Source organism: Bathymodiolus platifrons methanotrophic gill symbiont (assembly GCF_002189065.1).
GTDB lineage: Bacteria > Pseudomonadota > Gammaproteobacteria > Methylococcales > Methylomonadaceae > Methyloprofundus.
The window spans coordinates 1-2,071 of record NZ_BDMN01000138.1; the positions used below are offsets into that span (position 1 = coordinate 1).

The 2,071-nt window shown below is 44.0% G+C and carries 2 protein-coding genes; both read right to left on the minus strand.

Going from position 1 to position 2,071, the window contains the following annotated elements; translation table 11 throughout:
• Positions 1-248 precede the first annotated feature (248 nt).
• Positions 249-1,721, minus strand: coding sequence for an ATP-binding protein (locus CDZ78_RS08715; RefSeq protein WP_087869672.1), 1,473 nt, complete (start codon positions 1,719-1,721; stop codon positions 249-251).
• A 143-nt stretch (positions 1,722-1,864) separates the two neighbouring features.
• The gene (locus CDZ78_RS23645) at positions 1,865-1,990 is read right to left on the minus strand and encodes a hypothetical protein (protein WP_263459175.1); all 126 of its coding nucleotides are present in this window, start codon (positions 1,988-1,990) and stop codon (positions 1,865-1,867) included.
• Positions 1,991-2,071 lie beyond the last annotated feature (81 nt).

Sequence of the window (2,071 nt, forward strand, 5' to 3'; positions counted from 1 at the left end):
GAGGCATCTGGAAGATATCATGTTTGTTCCGGCACGCTGTATCAAAAAAGTGATGGATGACATTGTCAGCTCTATTTCACGAAATCATCAAAAGCTCAGACCGGGTCGATCCTATATTAGGAAATCCAAAAAGCCTGTGAACAAATGGCGGGGGTGTGAATCGACGGCCTAATGTAGATTTGAAATGGGTAAAGTGATTTCTCATGCGATTGCATTCGTGCGGGCTCTTAACCGAAGGGGGTAATGGCTTAAGCCAATGCCATTGATGGTGCGGCCTCGCCCAATATTAACGCCTCACCCCTTCCTAATGATGCCAATATATCCGCTAAATCACCCTCAGCATCAGGAACCAGGCCACTAATATAGTCCTGATCATCCGGGTTAGTCGTGCGCAAGCAGATAAATGAACTACATTGCGCTAACATAGTCTCAGAAAGTTCAGTCGGTCGCTGACTCACCACTCCTATTGATACTCCATATTTACGTCCTTCTTTGGCAATACGCTCCATCTGACGTTTAGTTCCCTCATATTGGCTATTCTTTTCCCGGGGAATATAAGCATGGGCTTCTTCACAGAGTAAAGTAATAGGAAACTCACGCCGCCTTGGGTTCCAGTAATTGAATTCAAATGCAAGTCTACCTACCTGTGCACAAACAGCAGGCCTTACATCTGTTGGAATTGAACTTAAATCAATCACCGTAACATTCGAATCATATGCCCCAACACCGACAAACTCACGTAATAAATCAGCCATTGTTTCTGACTTATTGCGTTTTTTTGGTTTCAGTAAAAAGTCATAACGCACATCATTAAAGCGGCTCTGCATACGCACTAAAAATTCATCAAACTGACCAAATAATGCACCGGTTACCTTACCAAAGTCTTTGCGCTCTTCATTGGCATTTTTAAATTGGCGGTACATTTCAGCCAGGGAAAAATAAATAGGCGTATCAACCGACACCACACCCAGACCGAGTTCTTTAGCTGATTCGCGCTTTAATTGCTGTAAAACCTCGCGCATAAATGCCATTTGAATCGAAGCCCCGGAATCTGAACGATCAATAAATAAGTCGATTAATTCCGCATAAGTCATCATCCAGTAAGGCATTTCTAATTCAGTCGCTTCAACATAGTTGACACTTTCAGGTGGAAAAGCCGATTGAATATTTCCGGCATCATCTTTCCAGCAGTACTCACCATGCAAATCCAGCAAAATAAGATTGCTCTTAGGCATGGATTTAATAGTATGCTGAATTAAACTGGTAACAGTCCACGATTTACCTGAACCTGTCTGCCCTACAATGGCAAAATGTCGTCCAAATAAGGCACGTGGATCAAGGCTTAAATGATAATCCTTATGCGCTGAAAGTTGCCCAATAAAAAACTCATAGCTTCTAAATTGAGAAAAGATAGCATTAATTTCAGCAAGACCAACGGCATAAACTTTAGCACCCGGGGTTGGGTAATGGCGAACGCCACGAATAAAGGTTTCATCTTCTTTTAATTCTCCTACGGGAATTAAAGAAAAGAAACGGTCAGACAATCGAGCTCCCTGTTCAAAACGATCTTCTTCACGCATTTTAAAAACCATCACCAGAACTGCAATACTAGCCTGTCGAATAATCACATAAGAACCGATATTAGCCGCCAACATCTGTTCATTACCAATGGTCAGCAAAGGTGTTTCTGTTGTAAACTCTTCAACAACACGAGCTTCCATGCCATCACCTCCTCTTACTTCTGTAAGAATTCCAATTAAAATACTGGGTTGCTGCCGCTTAAAATCAGGGAAACGGAGCCTAAGCGGAGTGATGATATTTAGTCCCTGGTAGGCGACAGGGCAATTCGCTGATCCGAAGTGCGCTAGTAGCGCGCGAGGGAGGCAAGAATTGCATTCCGAATAGCCGTCCAGCCATTTGAGGTAGTCTTAACGGAGCAGGGTTTTGTGCGTAGTCGAGACGGACGCAGGGCGACCAGGGCATCTCCCATTCGCTGCGTAGGCGAATGAATGTTGGTGACAGGAGTCCCAGAATGTTGTGAGGTAGCATGGCGCGCCTGACAGGTTTACAT